General features: G+C 62.2%; 12 protein-coding genes, 1 other RNA gene and 2 pseudogenes. 6 read left to right on the top strand and 9 right to left on the bottom strand.

The window, feature by feature from the left end; all coding sequences use genetic code 11:
• Nucleotides 1–110 precede the first annotated feature (110 nt).
• A complete protein-coding gene (locus IPK59_18430; GenBank protein ID MBK8160653.1) occupies nucleotides 111–1001 on the top strand; it encodes a DMT family transporter in 891 nt (296 codons plus the stop codon).
• Nucleotides 1002–1110: 109 nt separating this feature from the next.
• Nucleotides 1111–2696 (top strand): annotated as a pseudogene (locus IPK59_18425) (peptide chain release factor 3).
• Between the two features lie 19 nt (nucleotides 2697–2715).
• Here the strand turns inward: IPK59_18425 and IPK59_18420 are convergent.
• Nucleotides 2716–2994 (bottom strand): DUF2218 domain-containing protein, encoded by a 279-nt coding sequence (locus tag IPK59_18420; protein MBK8160652.1) that lies wholly within the window; start codon nucleotides 2992–2994, stop codon nucleotides 2716–2718.
• Nucleotides 2995–3038: 44 nt separating this feature from the next.
• Nucleotides 3039–3629 (bottom strand): PadR family transcriptional regulator, encoded by a 591-nt coding sequence (locus IPK59_18415; protein MBK8160651.1) that lies wholly within the window; start codon nucleotides 3627–3629, stop codon nucleotides 3039–3041.
• Nucleotides 3630–3788: 159 nt separating this feature from the next.
• On the opposite strand from IPK59_18415, the gene IPK59_18410 reads away from it, so the two are divergent.
• Nucleotides 3789–3992, top strand: a complete 204-nt coding sequence (locus IPK59_18410) for a heavy-metal-associated domain-containing protein (protein ID MBK8160650.1) — start codon at nucleotides 3789–3791, stop codon at nucleotides 3990–3992.
• Between the two features lie 187 nt (nucleotides 3993–4179).
• Here IPK59_18410 and IPK59_18405 read toward each other — a convergent pair whose 3' ends face one another.
• Nucleotides 4180–4779, bottom strand: coding sequence for a hypothetical protein (locus tag IPK59_18405; GenBank protein ID MBK8160649.1), 600 nt, complete (start codon nucleotides 4777–4779; stop codon nucleotides 4180–4182).
• Nucleotides 4780–4815: 36 nt separating this feature from the next.
• Nucleotides 4816–5541: a monofunctional biosynthetic peptidoglycan transglycosylase gene (gene mtgA / locus IPK59_18400; GenBank protein MBK8160648.1), complete on the bottom strand. Its 726-nt coding sequence runs from the start codon at nucleotides 5539–5541 to the stop codon at nucleotides 4816–4818.
• Between the two features lie 129 nt (nucleotides 5542–5670).
• Here mtgA and IPK59_18395 point away from each other — a divergent pair, with 129 nt between their 5' ends.
• Nucleotides 5671–6132, top strand: coding sequence for an MmcB family DNA repair protein (locus IPK59_18395; GenBank protein ID MBK8160647.1), 462 nt, complete (start codon nucleotides 5671–5673; stop codon nucleotides 6130–6132).
• A 50-nt stretch (nucleotides 6133–6182) separates the two neighbouring features.
• Here the strand turns inward: IPK59_18395 and IPK59_18390 are convergent, their stop codons facing one another.
• The 3 genes and pseudogenes from IPK59_18390 to ssrA all read right to left on the bottom strand — a co-directional run bounded on the left by IPK59_18390 (nucleotide 6183) and on the right by ssrA (nucleotide 7909).
• Nucleotides 6183–6398 carry a hypothetical protein gene (locus tag IPK59_18390; GenBank protein MBK8160646.1) on the bottom strand — a complete coding sequence of 72 codons (216 nt, stop codon included), beginning with the start codon at nucleotides 6396–6398 and terminating at the stop codon, nucleotides 6183–6185.
• Between the two features lie 510 nt (nucleotides 6399–6908).
• Nucleotides 6909–7453, bottom strand: a pseudogene (locus IPK59_18385) (hypothetical protein).
• 88 nt (nucleotides 7454–7541) lie between these two features.
• Nucleotides 7542–7909: a transfer-messenger RNA gene (gene ssrA, locus IPK59_18380) on the bottom strand.
• A 129-nt stretch (nucleotides 7910–8038) separates the two neighbouring features.
• Here ssrA and IPK59_18375 point away from each other — a divergent pair.
• Together IPK59_18375 and IPK59_18370 are read left to right on the top strand one after the other, a co-directional pair.
• Nucleotides 8039–8977 (top strand): FAD-dependent thymidylate synthase, encoded by a 939-nt coding sequence (locus IPK59_18375; GenBank protein MBK8160645.1) that lies wholly within the window; start codon nucleotides 8039–8041, stop codon nucleotides 8975–8977.
• Nucleotides 8978–9081: 104 nt separating this feature from the next.
• The gene (locus IPK59_18370) at nucleotides 9082–9573 is read left to right on the top strand and encodes a L,D-transpeptidase family protein (GenBank protein MBK8160644.1); all 492 of its coding nucleotides are present in this window, start codon (nucleotides 9082–9084) and stop codon (nucleotides 9571–9573) included.
• A 173-nt stretch (nucleotides 9574–9746) separates the two neighbouring features.
• Here the strand turns inward: IPK59_18370 and IPK59_18365 are convergent, their stop codons facing one another.
• On the bottom strand, nucleotides 9747–10946 hold the full coding sequence (locus IPK59_18365; protein MBK8160643.1) for an aminotransferase: 1200 nt from the start codon (nucleotides 10944–10946) through the stop codon (nucleotides 9747–9749).
• Entirely contained in the window at nucleotides 10943–12904 is a 1962-nt protein-coding gene (locus tag IPK59_18360; GenBank protein ID MBK8160642.1) for an acetoacetate--CoA ligase, read from the bottom strand. Before IPK59_18360 ends, IPK59_18365 begins: the two co-directional genes overlap by 4 nt.
• Nucleotides 12905–13048: the final 144 nt, after the last annotated feature.

Here is a 13048-nt window from a genome sequence, read left to right as displayed (position 1 = left end):
CCCGCCATGCGATTTCCGGCAGATGGGGCCATGGTTTCGCGCTACTCAGAGATGGCCCGGCTGTTTAGGGTCGGAAACGAGTTGCACGCGTTTCCGACCGGGACCAAATCATGCTCGCCAATCGCGGCGTTTTGCTGGCGTTTCTTGCCTCCGCCGCCTTCTCGATGAAAGCCATCTTCGTCAAGCTCGCCTATCTCTATGGCGTTGACGCTGTGCTGCTCCTGGCGCTCCGGATGGCGTTCTCCCTGCCGGCCCTGCTGGCGGCGGCTTGGTGGTCCGGCCGGAATTCCGAACTGAGGCTGACGGCGCGGGATTGGCGCAACATCATCTTCCTGGGCTTCGTCGGCTATTACCTCTCCAGCCTGCTCGATTTCCTGGGTCTTGCCTATATTTCGGCCGGGCTCGAGCGCCTGATCCTGTTCCTGTATCCGACCGTGGTCGTGCTGATCTCGGTCTATATGTTCGGGAAGACCATCAGCAGGCGGGCGATCTTCGCCATGGTGCTGTCCTATATCGGCATCGGCATTGCTTTCCTGCACGACGTCGAGATCACCGGCGACCACCGGGCGACGATGATCGGCGGCGGCCTCATCTTTCTGTGCATGATCACCTACGCCATCTATCTGGTGGGCAGCGGCCAGATGACCAATCGCATGGGATCGACCCGCTTTGCAGCACTCGCGACCAGCGTCGCCGCGGTCTCTGTCATGATCCATTTCATGCTTGCCAGCCCCCTGGTTGAGGCTGTCCAGCAGCCCTGGCAGGTCTATGCCTATGCAGCGGCCATGGCTGGTCTTTCGACCATCCTGCCGATCTTCCTCACCGCCAAGGCGATTCAGCTGATCGGGGCTTCGAAGGTCTCGATCGTCGGGTCGATCGGGCCGGTGGCCACGATCTTTTTCGGCTGGCTGATCCTGGGCGAGGACGTCTCAATCGAACAGATGGTGGGTGCCGGCTTTGTGCTGGGCGGCGTCATGCTGGTCAGTTCCAAAAAAGCCTGAAAATCAATTGGTTGCGAATCGGCCTTGAGCGTGGATTTGGGTGGAAAATCCGCCCGAATTGCTTAGATTGCGCACCAATCCGTTGCCCTTGAGACACCCCGAGAGATTCATGGCCAATCTGCCGAATGAAGTATCCCGGCGCAGGACGTTCGCGATCATCGCGCACCCCGACGCCGGCAAGACCACGCTTACGGAAAAGCTGCTGCTGTTCGGCGGCGCCATCCAGTTGGCCGGTGCCGTGAAGGCGCGTGGCGAGCAGCGCCGCGCGCGGTCGGACTGGATGAAGGTCGAGCGTGAGCGCGGCATCTCGGTCACCGCCTCGGTGATGAGCTTCGAGTACAAAGGCTGTGCGTTCAACCTGCTGGACACGCCGGGCCACGAGGATTTCTCGGAAGACACCTATCGGACCCTGACCGCGGTCGACAGCGCGGTGATGGTGATCGATGCCGCCAAGGGGATCGAAGCGCAGACCCTGAAGCTGTTCGCCGCCTGCCGCTTGCGCGACGTGCCGATCATCACCTTCATCAACAAGATGGACCGCGAAAGCCGCGAGCCGCTCGATCTCCTCTCGGAAATCGAAGAGCAGCTGGCGCTCGACGTGACGCCGGCATCCTGGCCGATCGGCATGGGTAAGACGTTCCGCGGCTGCTACGATCTTTTGAAGGATCGGCTGATCCTGTTCGAGCGTGGCGGCAAGCAGGACGAGGATGTCGTTGAAATTAAAGGTATTGATGACCCCAAGCTCGACGCCAATCTGAAGCCGGACGAAGTGCAGCGCCTGCGCGACGATATCGAGATGGCGCGGGGCTGATGAAGCCGTTCGATCTCGCGGCCTATCGCGAAGGCCATCTGTCCCCGGTCTATTTCGGCTCGGCGGTGAACAATTTCGGTGTCGGCGAACTGCTTACGGGCCTCGCCGAGATGGCACCGCCACCGCGTCCGCAGAAAGCGGCGACACGCATGGTCGAACCGACAGAGGAAAAGACCACGGCCTTCGTCTTCAAGATCCAGGCGAACATGGACCCCAAGCACCGTGATCGTATTGCTTTTACGCGGCTGTGCTCGGGTAAGTTCGAACGCGGCATGAAGATGCTGCATGTCCGCTCGGGCAAGCAGATCAACCTCCATAATCCGGTCGTCTTCCTGGCCCAGGACCGCGAAATCGCGGAGGAGGGCTATGCCGGCGACATCCTCGGCATTCCCAACCATGGCAATCTGCGGATCGGCGATACGCTGACCGAGGGTGAGCCGCTGCAGTTCGTGGGCATCCCCAGCTTCGCACCGGAACATCTGCAGGCCGTGCGCGCCGATGATCCCTTGCGCGCCAAGCATCTCGGCAAGGCGCTGGAACAATTGGCGGAAGAGGGTGCCGCCCGGGTTTTCCGCCCGGAGATCGGCACCGACTACATCGTCGGTGTCGTGGGCGCCCTGCAGTTCGAGATCCTGGCCGACCGCATCCGGACCGAATATGGCCTGCCGGTGCGGTTCGAGCCGACCAGCCTCTACACGGCGCGGTGGATCGAAAGCGACGATCCGGCGGCGCTGAAGACCTTCCTCGACGAGACGCGGGCCAGTGTCGGCAAGGACCACAATGGCGATCACGTGTTCCTGGCGCGCAACGCCTGGCATCTGGACCGGGCCGAGAAGGACCACCCCAAACTGCGCTTCCTCAAGGTGAAGGAACAGGCGCAGTAACCCGGGACGTCCCCAAGGCTCACGCCTCGCCGCGCGTCCAGCTGATCTCGACCGGCTCGCGGAAGGCGAAGCGGGTGAGGTGGCTGCCGATCACGTCCTCCATCCGGGCGAGGGAGTCTGGATCGATCGCCGAGACGCACATGACCAGGACGTCCTTGCCGGTCGCCAGTTCGCAGAGGCCGAAGGGAAATTCGATCCGCCCGGTCTCGGCATCATGGGTCGCCGGGACCTTGTGGGCGAAATGCTTGCACAGCTGCCCCAGATAGCGCGCGGGCGAGGTCGTCGGCACGCGCGCCATCGAGGTGAATTTGGTCGCGACGGATTCTGCCATCATCATCACCATCATTTCACATTCTCGACTGCCTGCGCTGCCGCATCGATGGCGGCGGCAATGGCACGGGTTTGCTCGTCATTGAGCGGGCCCTGCGAGAGGCGGAGGCGGATCGCAACCTTCAGGTTTTCCATCGCGCGCAGGATCTGCGGGGCGGGGCCGCCACCGTGTGCCGCGTGGGTCTCGCTGATGCGGTCGAAGATGGCCGAGATGATCGAGCGGTTTTCGGCGAGGAAGGCCTTGCCGGCATCCGTGATGGCGTAGAGCTTCTTGTTGCCTTCGGCCTCGGCCACCGTGGCGTAGCCGGTTTCCTCGAGAAGGGTGAGGGTCGGGTAGACGACGCCGGGGCTGGGCGTATAGGCGCCGGCGAGTTTCTCCTCGATCGCCTTGATCACCTCATAGCCGTGGCGCGGCTTCTCGGCGATCATCTGCAGGATGACATAGCGGAGGTCGCCATGATCGAAGATCCGGGCGAACTTGCCCCGACCGCCGAAGCCGTGACGGCCGCCGAAACCATGGCGATGACCGAAACCGCGGCCGCCGCCCAGCTCGTCTCGAGCAAAGCGCCTCTCGCGACATTCCTTTAAGTGTTTGAAAAACATATATCTGTCCTTTCTGTTTCGATATATCTGATGTTAGATATATCTAAATACGGTCTGTTTCAAGCCCATGCATCAGAAATTTTCGGGCGGCCTTGACCTTCCCATGATGGGAAGACCCATATTCAGGCCTGGAACGCGATCAGGCAGGAGACACGGCATATGTTGAATTTGAAGGTCGAAGGCATCAATTGCGGCGGCTGCGTCAGCTCCATCAAGAAGGCGCTGGCCGTGGCGGCCCCAGGGGCCGAGGTTGCGGTGGATATTCCGACCGGCGCCGTGAAGGTCACGGGTGCTGCGGACCGAGGCAAAGTCGTGGCGGCGATTGAAGATGCGGGGTACGACGTCACGGGAGGTGTGGCCTGAAGAAGGGGAACTCGTGGATGCCCCGCCCCTGCCTCAAGCCCTGGGCGGGGGATGACAAGGCAGGGAGCGAGTTGCGGCGAACGCCCCTCACCCCGGCCCTCTCCCTACTTCGTGGGGCGAGGGAGTTTCTATCCAGTCATTGCAACAAGCCCCTCGCCCCTCCGGGGAGAGGGGTTGGGGTGAGGGGTTAGATCCGCTGATCGGCGATCGCGCCGAAGATCTGCGCGGCAAGGCCGGCTGCGCGTTCTGTTTCCTGTCCCTGGCGATAGGCTTTCTCTGCCTGCTGGCGTCGTTCGGCCGAAGAGAGCTCGGTGCTGTCACGTTGCGCGACCAAAGCCGCAGCGGCGCCGGCAACCGCACCGGTATCGCCCGATGATGGCGATTGCACCGACACTGCTGCTGCCTGCACACGGCGTAGCGCGCGCTCCCGATCTTCCGCTGTGCCCGAGACGTTGACGTTGATCGGCACCTTGCCTTCGACGGCATAGAGCTTGCCGTCCGGGCCGCGCTTGAAGGTGTATTGCGGGGCGCCGGCAAACTGGCCGGCCGTGGCGGCGTGACGTTCTTCCTCGTTGCGGACCTCGCGGTCGCGCTGCTGCAATTCGGCGATGACGCGGCGGTCGCTCTCGGAGAGTTGTCCGGGGACGTTTGCCGGTGCGGCAGCGGTTGACGCTTCGCCTTGTGCCAATTTGCGCACGACAAGCGTCTCGGTACCGGGCGCACCACCCGGCAATCTCCCGATCACCTGTCCTTGACCATTGTTGACGGCGCTGCCGATCGTGGGCATGCACCATTTTGCGACCGTTATGCGATGGAGTCTTGGTTAATTGGCGGGCGTCGCCTTGGCGCAGGGGTCGCCGGTGGGATCCGGCACATCGTTCATCCGCGCCTGGATCGTGCCGGCGCGGCCGCGGATGTAGCTGGTGGGCTTCGAGGCGGACCAGCGGATCGGGTTGGGGAGAACGGCGGCGAGCAGAGCTGCTTCGCGGCGGCTGAGATCCTTGGCGGATTTCTTGAAATGCGCTTGTGCCGCGGCTTCGGCGCCGTAGATGCCCGGCCCGAACTCGACCACGTTGAGATAGACCTCGATTACGCGCTTCTTTGTCCACATCAGTTCGATGAGGCCGGTGAAATAGAACTCCAATCCCTTGCGGACATAGGTTCGGTCCGGCCACAGGAAGACGTTCTTGGCCGTCTGGTTGCTGATGGTGGAGCCACCGCGGATGCGCTTGCCGTTCTGGTTCCGCTTCCACGCTTTCTCGATCGATTCCCAATCGAAGCCCTCATGCTCGCAGAACTTGGCATCCTCGGCAGCGATCACGGCGCGCACCAGATTGGGCGAGATGTTGTCGTAGGCTTCCCAGTTCTTGTGAATCCAATTGCCCTCGACAACACGCCAGAGCATGAGCCAGGTGACCGGCGGCGGGACCCAAGCATAGACCGCCGTCATCACCACGGAAATCATCAGGAAGAGGGCGATCACGCGCATCAGGAGTCGCCAGGCGCGGCGCAGCCAGCTCGGTCGCTTCTTGATTTCCGCCTGGATCATGCCGCCCCTCAAAACCCCCCGCCTCATACAGGGGCCCTGGATATCTGGCCGGAGACGGGCAGGCAAGCTGCAGGCATCTGGACAAAACGGGAACGTGAAGGCAAGCTCGGCCGATGGAGGATTTTTGCGATGCCTGACAGTCTTTTTCCCATCGCCGATGAAGCCAACGGCAATCCATTGGTTGCCGCCGGGATCGCCCGCGGCGTCATGCGCCTGTTTGCCGATCTGGGCTATGCGGCCTTGCAGGAATTTCCGCTGCGGGTGAAGCGGCGCGCCGATATCGTGGCGCTCAACAATGCCGGCGAGATCATCATTGTCGAGATCAAGTCCTGCCGCGCTGATTTCAAGTCGGACCAGAAATGGCCGGACTATCTGGATTTCTGCGACCGGTTCTTCTTCGCCGTCGACCCGGATTTTCCGCGCGACATCCTGCCGGCGGATTGCGGCCTCATCGTCGCCGATCGGCATGGCGGCGCCATCCTTCGGGAGCCGACACCATCGCCGCTCAACGGCAATCGCCGCCGTGTGCAGATTCTGCAGATCGCGCTGACGGCGAGCCAGCGCCTGGCGCGCGTCACGGACTCTCTCTAATAGCCGGGATCCCGGGGGCAGGGCATGGCCTCGCCCCCGGGGTTCTCAGCTTAAGCGCGATCGAACTCCAGCCCGATGTCACGACGCAGATGCGTCGACAACCGGTCCAGATCGAGCGGTGGTGCCTGTCCGCGCCTTGGCTTGTCGCCATCACTGCGATCCCATGCAGCGTGGCTACTGTCGACGGTGGTCAAAGCGCTGCTTTGACGCGAGCGATAGAGCCAGCGGCCAAGCATCATGGGCCAGAGATTGAGATGGATCGGCATGACGTAGTTCCTTCTTTTTCAGATCGCCCGTGATGCCGGCAAAGTTCCACCGTTCCGTCGAACACACCTAAAAGGGGCGAACGACCGGTATCAAGGGCTGGGGTTTGTGGTTGAGATTCGATGGCGGCTTTGCATCCGCTCAACGCGAGCGGCGGTGGCGTGCGAATACCCAAGCGGATCCGGAAAGTGACGGATCGACAGCTGGCGCTGTCAGGATCTCCATAGGGGAGAGTCAGTCAGCGACGGCTTTAATCCGACGTTACGCGGTTAGAGTTGAAAGGGATTTCCGGAGAACAAGGGTAATAGGGACACGTCATCGGCACGTCGGCCGACATCGAATCTCAGGCTGCTTGGCAGCTCTTTCGGGTGACATAGTTCATTCGACGGTCCTCCTCCTTGTTCGAGAGGTGCGGCGAAAATACGCAGCAGGCCGACTCCCGTCAAGCCGAGAAAATTTATCGATGCAAATTTTGGAGGTGGGTGTGGCTTCCGGGTAGCTGCGTCCAGCAGCTACTGCTTCTTGCGGAACGCGTCCAGGGCAACGACCGTGCCGCCACTCGGCCCGGCGACAGCATCGCCCTCGGCTTTGGCGCCAGCGCGCTGATCGGGCAGAGCCGGTTTCACCTCGGGCTTGTCGAGGGCCAGAATCGGATCATTGCCCTCGGTCTCATCGGTCTCGCCTTCGTCTTCCGCGTCATTCTCGCCGGAATCGAATTGCAGGGCGAACTTCACCGACGGGTCGGCAAAGCTCACGATCATGTCGTAGGGAATGAACAAGGGCTCGTGCTTGCCACCGAAGCTCAGCGTCACGGTGAAACTGTCATCGGTGACCTCGAGGCCCCAGAACTGATGCTGAAGCACGATGGTCATTTCGCGCGGATACTGGGCCTTGAGGTGCTGGGAATGCGGACAGTTGGGCTGTCGGTGCGGAAGGTGATGTAGAAATGATGGTCACCGGGCAGGCCGCTCACGGCTGCTTCCGTCAACACCCGCCGCACGACGCCGCGCAGGGCGTCTTCCACCATCTGGTCGTACCGCAACCAATCTTTCGCCATAGTGCCGTCCCATCTCCCTCAAAATCCCGTTCCGGCGGCCCAGCCCCCTGGCTGAACCAAGGCGCCCCATGCGTGGCGCCGGAAATCAGGTGGGGGGCTTTCGTTGCCCGGCGCCCCCTGGTACCGCGTTCTTTGTAAGCTACTTACAGCCCGTTAGGGATGTTAGGCAGCCATACGAAGATCGGATGCAACGTTGTCGTTGGCATCTCTAGGTTTGACCCGATAACGGCGGGTATCATACCGAGCAAAAGCCATGTCTTTACCGCGCACGTCGATCCTGTTTCGCCCCCATGGAGCCCGACCGGCAATCAGCAACTGATTGATAGGTAAGGTTAAATGGTGGAGGCGCCGGGTACCGCCCCCGGGTCCGCAACGCTTATTTCACAAGGCGTTTATCGCCATAGTCGGTCTCCCGACATCCCTAATATAGGCGTGCCGGGCGGGATGTGAAAGTCCCGCGGCAATAGATCGTTAAGTTCGGATTTGTCCTCCAGACCGGTTCCCGGTAAAACGCGCGACCGGCTTTGGCCGGGGGAGGCGGCGAATCAGGCCCTTCCGGCGCAGCATCATCAGACGGGACCCGGCATGCCCTTATCACCCGAGCAATTGGCGGCGATCGAGGACCAGCGCGCGCAGACGAACAGCACGCGCCGCGCGGTCGCCCCGGCCCTCGAAGAAATCCTCTATCAGGCCGTGCCGGTCCTCGATCACGGCATCGTCCGGGTCATCGACTACATGGGCGACGACAACGCGGTCGTGCAGGCGGCCCGCGTCTCCTATGGCCGCGGCACCAAGAAGGTCTCGGAAGACCAGGGGCTCATTCACTACCTCATGCGCCACCGCCATTCGACGCCGTTCGAGATGTGCGAGATCAAGTTCCATGTGAAGATGCCGATCTTCGTGGCCCGGCAATGGATCCGCCACCGCACCGCCAATGTGAACGAATATTCGGCGCGCTATTCGATCCTCGACCGGGAGTTCTACATTCCGGCGCCAGAGCATCTGGCGGCGCAATCCGCCTCCAACCGCCAGGGGCGCGGCGAAGTGCTGGAGGGTGCCGAGGCCCAGAGGGTGCTGGATCTCCTCAAGCAGGATTCGACCCAGGCCTATGATCATTACGCCGAGATGCTGAACGAGACCGAGAACGGTGAACCGGTCGACCCCAGCCGCCCGGGCCTTGCCCGCGAGCTTGCGCGCATGAATCTCAGCCTCAATTTCTATACCCAATGGTATTGGAAGATCGACCTCCACAACCTCATGCACTTCCTGTCGCTGCGGGCCGATGCCCATGCGCAGTATGAGATCCGCGTCTATGCCGATGCGATGCTCGACATGCTCAAGCGCTGGGTGCCGCTCACCTATGAGGCCTTCGTCCAGCACCGATTGAATTCCGTCACCTTGTCGAAGAACGCGCTTGCCGTCGTGAAGCGGCGCCTCGCCGGCGAGACTGTGACGCAGGAGACAAGCGGCATGGGCCGGCGCGAATGGACCGAGCTGCAGGCACTGCTCGACAGGAATGATTGATCGGGCATGACGGACATCGCCCTCGATATCGCTGCCCTCGACGTAGCAGACTGGCGGGACGTTCCGCGCGCGCGCGCAAAGTATGTGCGCTGGCGGCGTCATACATGCTTGCCGCGATGATCCTGGCGTTTGTCTTGATGGCGCTCAACACGCTGCCGGGTCCGATCATGGCGCTGGTCATCGGCCCGGTCGACAAGGTGCTGGTCGACAAGAGCGCGCGGACATTGTCGCTGATGCGTGATGGCAAGGCGGTGTGGAGCACCAGGATTTCGCTGGGCAAGAACCCGGTGGGTCAGAAGCGCCGCGAGGGCGACCAGCGCACCCCGGAAGGTTCCTACAAGCTGATCTGGGGCAATGACGCATCGACGCATCACCGCTCGCTGTTGGTGTCGTATCCGACCAGGAAGCAGGCGGCGCGCGCGGTGGCCAACGGCCAGGACGCCGGCGGCGGCATCATGATCCACGGCCAGCGGCAATGGTGGCGCTGGTTCAACCGCTCGCCGCTCACCAATGGCTGCATCGGGGTGAGCAACCTGGCGATGGATGTGATCTGGTCGGCTGTTGCATTGGGTACACCGATCGAGATCCGGCCGTAAACTTTCCGACGACTGAATGGGTGGGAGCCGTCGCATACCCCCTCACCCTGACCCTCTCCCGCGAGGGGAGAGGGGATGAGATCTGCCGGCAATATGCGATCTAGCGTTGAGGTGCGTGAGAGTGCGTGGCACAAGCCCCTCCCCTCGCGGGAGAGGGGTTGGGGTGAGGGGGCCTACCAAACCCTATCCGCAGCGTCCGCGGCCAACCGTGCCGCGATCTCTGGCATCGCTTTCGCATCGACATTCGCAAAAGCCACGCGCAGGAAGTCTTCCTGGCCGGGGCCGAACATCGAGCCGGGCAACGCCAGCAGGTTCTGCTTGTCGGCGAGACGCTTCGCCACGGCGGTTGCCGGTCGGCCGCGATGGGGATGTTTCAAATAGGCGAAATAGGCGCCGACGCTGACCACTTCATAGCCGAGATCGTTGCGGGCGAAGGCCGTCTTCAACGCCGCCAGGCGGTCGCGCATCAGGCCCGTGTTGCCCTGGCGCCAATCACCCAGCGCCTGCAGCCCGTGCTTGGCCGCGATCTGGCCGATGCGCGGCGCGCAGATGGCGACGCAATCCATTGCCTTGCCAATCTGATCGAGCAGTTTCGGATCGCCAACGATGGCGCCGACACGGTGGCCGGTGAGGCAGAACACTTTCGAGAAACTGTAGAGGTGGATGAGGTTCGATTCCCAGCAATGGGTTCGGAACAGGCTGTGTGGCGCCGCATCATGGGGCATGAAATCGCGATAGGTCTCGTCAAGAATGAGCGCGATGCCGGTCTCCTTGCAGAGCTGCAGGGCAGCTTGCAGGTATTCATCCGGATAGACGGAGCCGGTCGGATTGTTGGGCGAGATGAGCACGAGGGCGCGGGTCTTTGCGTTGATGGCGTCGCGAATCTCCATCAAATCCGGCAGGCCGCAGGCTTCGGGACGGAAGCGGACGTGGCGCGCCGTGACGCCGATCATGTCGAGCCACATCTGGTAATTGAAGTAGTAGGGCAAGGGCAGGATGATCTCGTCGCCGGCCTTGGCAAGTCCCGCGGTCGCCAGGCAATAGGCTTGGTTGCAGCCGGCAGTGATCATGACGTTGTCGGCCGTCACCACGGCGCGGTCTGCGGGGCCGTAGACGCGGTTGATGTCGACGGCCAAGGCCGCGCGCAGATCTTCGAGACCGTTGATATCGGTGTAGCGATGGGTCGCGGGCGATTTCAACGCCTCGGCCATATGCGCGATCAGTGCGTCAGGCGGCGCATAACCGGGAACCGCCTGGCAGACATCGATCAGCGGTTTGTCGGCCGGAAACTGACGGCCCTCGATCCAGCCTTGCGCCTCGGCGATGGGTGGTACGGCAACGGCGGCCAAAAGCGGGTTGGCAGACAGGCTCAAGATTTCAACTCCGCGAGATTGGCATAAAGATCGAGCGCTTCCGGATTGGCGAGCGCTTCCTTGTTCTTCACCGCGTTGCCGTGGACCACATCGCGCACGGCGAGTTCGACGATCTTGCCGGATTTGGTGCGCGGGATATCGGTCACTGCGATGATCTTCGCCGGCACATGGCGCGGCGTCGTGTTGGCACGGATCTGGTTCTTGATCTTCTTCTCCAGCGCCTCATCCAATTTCACATCGGGGCGCAGGCGCACGAACAGCACGACGCGCACATCGCTTTGCCAATCCTGGCCGATGACGATGCTTTCGAGGATTTCGGGGACCTGTTCGACCTGGCGATAGATCTCCGCCGTGCCGATGCGGACGCCGCCGGGATTGAGGACGGCATCCGACCTGCCATAGACGATGATGCCGCCATGCTCCGTCAGTTCGACATAGTCGCCATGGTGCCAGATATTCGGATAGCGTTCGAAATAGGCCGCCTTGTAGCGCTTGCCATCGGGATCGTTCCAGAAACCGACCGGCATGCAGGGGAAGGGACGTGTGCAAACCAGCTCACCCTTCTCGCCCTGCACAGGCTTGCCGTTGTCGTCCCAGACCTCGACCTTCATGCCGAGACCACGCATCTGGATTTCGCCACGCCAGACCGCGCCGGTGGGGTTGCCCAGCATGAAGCAGGAAACGATATCCGTGCCACCCGAGAGCGACGACAGGCAGACATCCTTTTTCACATGCTCATAGACGTAGTCGAAACTCTCCGGCACCAGGGGTGATCCGGTCGAGCCGATGGTGCGCATGGTGGAGAGATCATGGGTCTTGATCGGATCGATGCCGGCTTTCAGACAGGCATCGATATATTTGGCTGAGGTGCCGAAGAAGGTGCATTTCTCGGCCTGGGCAAAATCGAACAGAATGTTGCCGTCGGGCGCGAAGGGCGAACCGTCATAGAGCAGCAGCGTGGCGCCGGATCCGAGACCCGAGACCAGCCAGTTCCACATCATCCAGCCGCAGGTGGTGAAGTAGAAGACGCGGTCGCCATGCTTCACATCGGAATGCAGGCGATGCTCCTTGAGATGCTGCAGCAGGGTGCCGCCCTGGCCGTGCACGATGCATTTGGGCACACCGGTCGTGCCGCTGGAGAACATGATGTAAAGCGGATGATTGAAGGGCACGCGCTCGAACTGGAGGGCGGCACCGATATTGGCGGCGATCACGTCATCGATGTTGCGGGCGTTGGGCAGTTTCGAAACGTCCGGTGTATCACTGATATAGGGAATGACCAGCACTTCTTCGACGCTGGGCAGCTGCGCCAGGAATTCGGCGGCTCGCTCCAGGCAGTCATGGCTCTTGCCGTTGTACCAATAGCCGTCGGCCGTGATGAGCACGCGGGGCTCGATCTGGCCAAAGCGGTCGAGCACACCCTGGACGCCGAAATCGGGCGAGCAGGAGGACCAGACACAGCCGAGGGACGCAGCCGCGAGCGAGGCGATGATGCTTTCCGGCATGTTGGGCACGAAGCCCGCGACCCGGTCGCCGGATTTGAGGCCGATGCCGCGGAAGTGGGCGGCAAGTGCCGCGACGCGGTCGTGGAGGTCGCCATGGGAGAGGCGGCGCTTGACCTTGTCTTCGCCCCAGAAGACCAGGGCATCATGCTGGCTGCCGGCTTTGGAGAAGCGCAGCAGGTTTTCGGCGATGTTGATCCTGGCGTCGGGGAAGAATTTGGCGCCGGGCATCAGATGGCCGTCGACCAGGACGTGCTGGCCGGGACCGTCGCCGATGACCTCGCAATAACGCCACAGCGAGACCCAGAACTTCTCGATCTCCGCCACCGACCATTCCCACAGGGCCGCGGTGTCGTGCAGGTTGATTTGCCAGTCGCGGGCCACCTGGGTGCGGAACTTGGTCATGTTGGCGCCGGCGATTACGGCCTCGCTCGGCTGCCACAGCAAATCGTCCATACTCTCAATCCCCTTACCTGCCCAGCGCGCGCCGCGCTGCAACATGCCCAAACTGACCCGACCTGCGGAAAATGCAAGGCTTGGCCGCGTTGTCGAGCCTTTTTATTGCCGCGCCCGACCCTTACTGTGTCGAGCCAGCGCATC

This window comes from Rhodospirillaceae bacterium, from assembly GCA_016712715.1.
Classification (GTDB): domain Bacteria; phylum Pseudomonadota; class Alphaproteobacteria; order Dongiales; family Dongiaceae; genus Dongia.
This window is presented reverse-complemented; position numbering and strand designations above follow the sequence as displayed.

Bases quoted from the DNA above. Each gene is read 5' to 3' on its own strand.
- IPK59_18430 (MBK8160653.1), top strand. From the start codon at position 111: ATGCTCGCCAATCGCGGCGTTTTGCTGGCGTTTCTTGCCTCCGCCGCC.
- IPK59_18375 (MBK8160645.1), top strand. From the start codon at position 8,039: ATGCCCTTATCACCCGAGCAATTGGCGGCGATCGAGGACCAGCGCGCG.
- IPK59_18415 (MBK8160651.1), bottom strand. From the start codon at position 3,629: ATGTTTTTCAAACACTTAAAGGAATGTCGCGAGAGGCGCTTTGCTCGA.
- IPK59_18410 (MBK8160650.1), top strand. From the start codon at position 3,789: ATGTTGAATTTGAAGGTCGAAGGCATCAATTGCGGCGGCTGCGTCAGC.
- IPK59_18395 (MBK8160647.1), top strand. From the start codon at position 5,671: ATGCCTGACAGTCTTTTTCCCATCGCCGATGAAGCCAACGGCAATCCA.
- IPK59_18360 (MBK8160642.1), bottom strand. From the start codon at position 12,904: ATGGACGATTTGCTGTGGCAGCCGAGCGAGGCCGTAATCGCCGGCGCC.
- IPK59_18405 (MBK8160649.1), bottom strand. From the start codon at position 4,779: ATGCCCACGATCGGCAGCGCCGTCAACAATGGTCAAGGACAGGTGATC.
- IPK59_18370 (MBK8160644.1), top strand. From the start codon at position 9,082: ATGCTTGCCGCGATGATCCTGGCGTTTGTCTTGATGGCGCTCAACACG.
- mtgA (MBK8160648.1), bottom strand. From the start codon at position 5,541: ATGATCCAGGCGGAAATCAAGAAGCGACCGAGCTGGCTGCGCCGCGCC.
- IPK59_18390 (MBK8160646.1), bottom strand. From the start codon at position 6,398: ATGCCGATCCATCTCAATCTCTGGCCCATGATGCTTGGCCGCTGGCTC.
- IPK59_18420 (MBK8160652.1), bottom strand. From the start codon at position 2,994: ATGGCGCGCGTGCCGACGACCTCGCCCGCGCGCTATCTGGGGCAGCTG.